Raw genomic sequence first — 1,989 nt, 5'->3', positions numbered from 1 at the left:
CGCATCTGATCTCGGGGGTCAGTTCTCCCGATTGCAGCGCCATCGAGGCCTTTCACAGCGAGCAGGAAGTGACCAGCCACACAGCCAATCTGTTTTCACATTTCACGATCCCTGCCGAGATGACGATGGTGTTCCCCGAGGGAGGCTATCACCTGATCTGTCGTGATTTCCCGGACGGGCCGAAGCCGGGGCAGTCAATTCCGCTGACCTTCAACTTCCTGGGCGGCACATCCGCGACAGTGACCTTCCTGCTGAAAGAATAACTCCCCGGACGGTCTCGCAGCCCCCCGCCCGAAAACCCGAGAGGCTGCGATTGAGGCCGGGGTGTCATTCTGAGCCAACTGCCCAGGCTGAAGGCGTTATCTCAGCCCTCTTCCAGCACGGCGATCACTGCATCGCCGTACCGTTTGAGTTTCGAGGCACCTACGCCCTTGATATCCGACAGCGCCTCGACGCTGTCGGGATTCTCGCGCGCAATCTCACTCAGAACGGCATCGTGGAAGATCACATAGGGTGGAATCTCCTGCTCACGCGCCTCGTCGCGGCGCCAGCGACGCAGGGCTTCGAAACGTTTGCGCTCATCCTCATCCAGAGAATCAATCACCGTAGACGCTGGCAGGGAACGCCCCGCGCTCGCAGCAGCCTTGATCGGGTCCACGCGGAGACGCAATTTTTCCTCGCCACGCAGGATCGGCCGGGCAGCTTCGACATCAAGCCCAAGCGTGCCGTGCTCGCCGCTCATGCGAATGGCGCCGCGTGCGATAAGCTGGCGGATAACACCGCGCCACCACTGCTCGGAGTGCTCCCTGCCAACCCCGAATACCGTCAGATGCTGATGTGCGTGACGCTCGATGGCTTCAGTGAGCTTGCCACGCAATACGGTGGTCAGATGGACCGCGCCAAAACGCTGACCGGTCCTGTATATGGCCGACAGAACCTTCTGAGCAGCCTCCGTCCCATCGAATGTCTCCGCAGGGCTGCGGCAATTATCGCAATGACCGCAGGGACCGTCCAGTGGTTCGCCAAAGCAGGCGAGCAGGGCCTGAGTACGACAGCCGACCGTCTCGGTAAGCGCGATCATGCTCTCGAGACGCGCCTGCATGACGCGTTTCTCCGTCTCCGGGGCGTTTGATTGCTCCAGCCAGTATCGGGCTCGGGCCATATCCTCACCGCCATAGAGCAGCAGCGTGTCCGCCGGGGCGCCATCGCGCCCGGCACGACCGATCTGCTGATAATAGGCCTCCGGAGAAGCAGGCATGTCGAGATGGACGACGCACCGCACATCAGGGCGATCAATTCCCATACCAAAGGCGACCGTCGCCACGATCACCATGGGCTCGCCGCTGCGAAAGCGCATGAGCGTCGCGTGTTTCTCCTGCGAGGAAAGCCCGGCGTGGAACGGAAGCGCATTGAAGCCGCGCTCCCTCAGGCTTTTGGCCATGCGCTCCGTGCGGTTGCGGCTGCCGCAATAGACAATGCTGGCATCTTCCTTGTGCCGCTCCAGCGCGTCCTGAACCTGCTTCGTTTCCGATCCCTTGGGCGAGGCCGCGAGGAACAGATTGGGGCGATGGAAGCTGGAGGTCAGCCGATGCGCCTCGGGCATGCCCAAGGCCTGAAGGATATCATCCTGAGTACGTGAATCAGCCGTTGCAGTCAGGGCAATACGCGGAACGCCGGGAAAAATGCTCGGAAGATCTGCGAGGGCACGGTATTCCGGCCGAAACTCGTGCCCCCATGCTGACACGCAGTGAGCCTCGTCGATCGCGAGCACCGAGACCGGATTGCGCGCGAGCCAGCGGGCCGTGCCCGGCGAGACGAGACGCTCGGGAGATATGTAGAGAATATCCAGCCGTCCGTCGCGCAAATCGTTGCGGAACAGCTCCAGGCGGGGCGGGTCGAGCTCCGAATGGAGGGCTGCTGCGGTGACACCGAGCTGGCGAAGCGCCGCAACCTGATCGTCCATCAGGGCAATCAGGGGCGAGATGACAA

The 1,989-nt window shown here is 62.1% G+C and carries 2 protein-coding genes; one reads left to right on the top strand and one right to left on the bottom strand.

What is annotated here, in order from left to right; translation table 11 throughout:
- The coding region (locus tag C0V97_RS17300; RefSeq protein ID WP_148114966.1) for a copper chaperone PCu(A)C at positions 1-263 on the top strand (263 nt) is incomplete at its 5' end.
- A gap of 101 nt (positions 264-364) precedes the next feature.
- Here the strand turns inward: C0V97_RS17300 and C0V97_RS17295 are convergent.
- The coding region (locus C0V97_RS17295; protein WP_127103711.1) for a RecQ family ATP-dependent DNA helicase at positions 365-1,989 on the bottom strand (1,625 nt) is incomplete at its 5' end.

It is taken from the genome of Asaia sp. W19, from assembly GCF_003994335.1.
Classification (GTDB): Bacteria; Pseudomonadota; Alphaproteobacteria; order Acetobacterales; family Acetobacteraceae; genus Asaia.
This window is presented reverse-complemented; position numbering and strand designations above follow the sequence as displayed.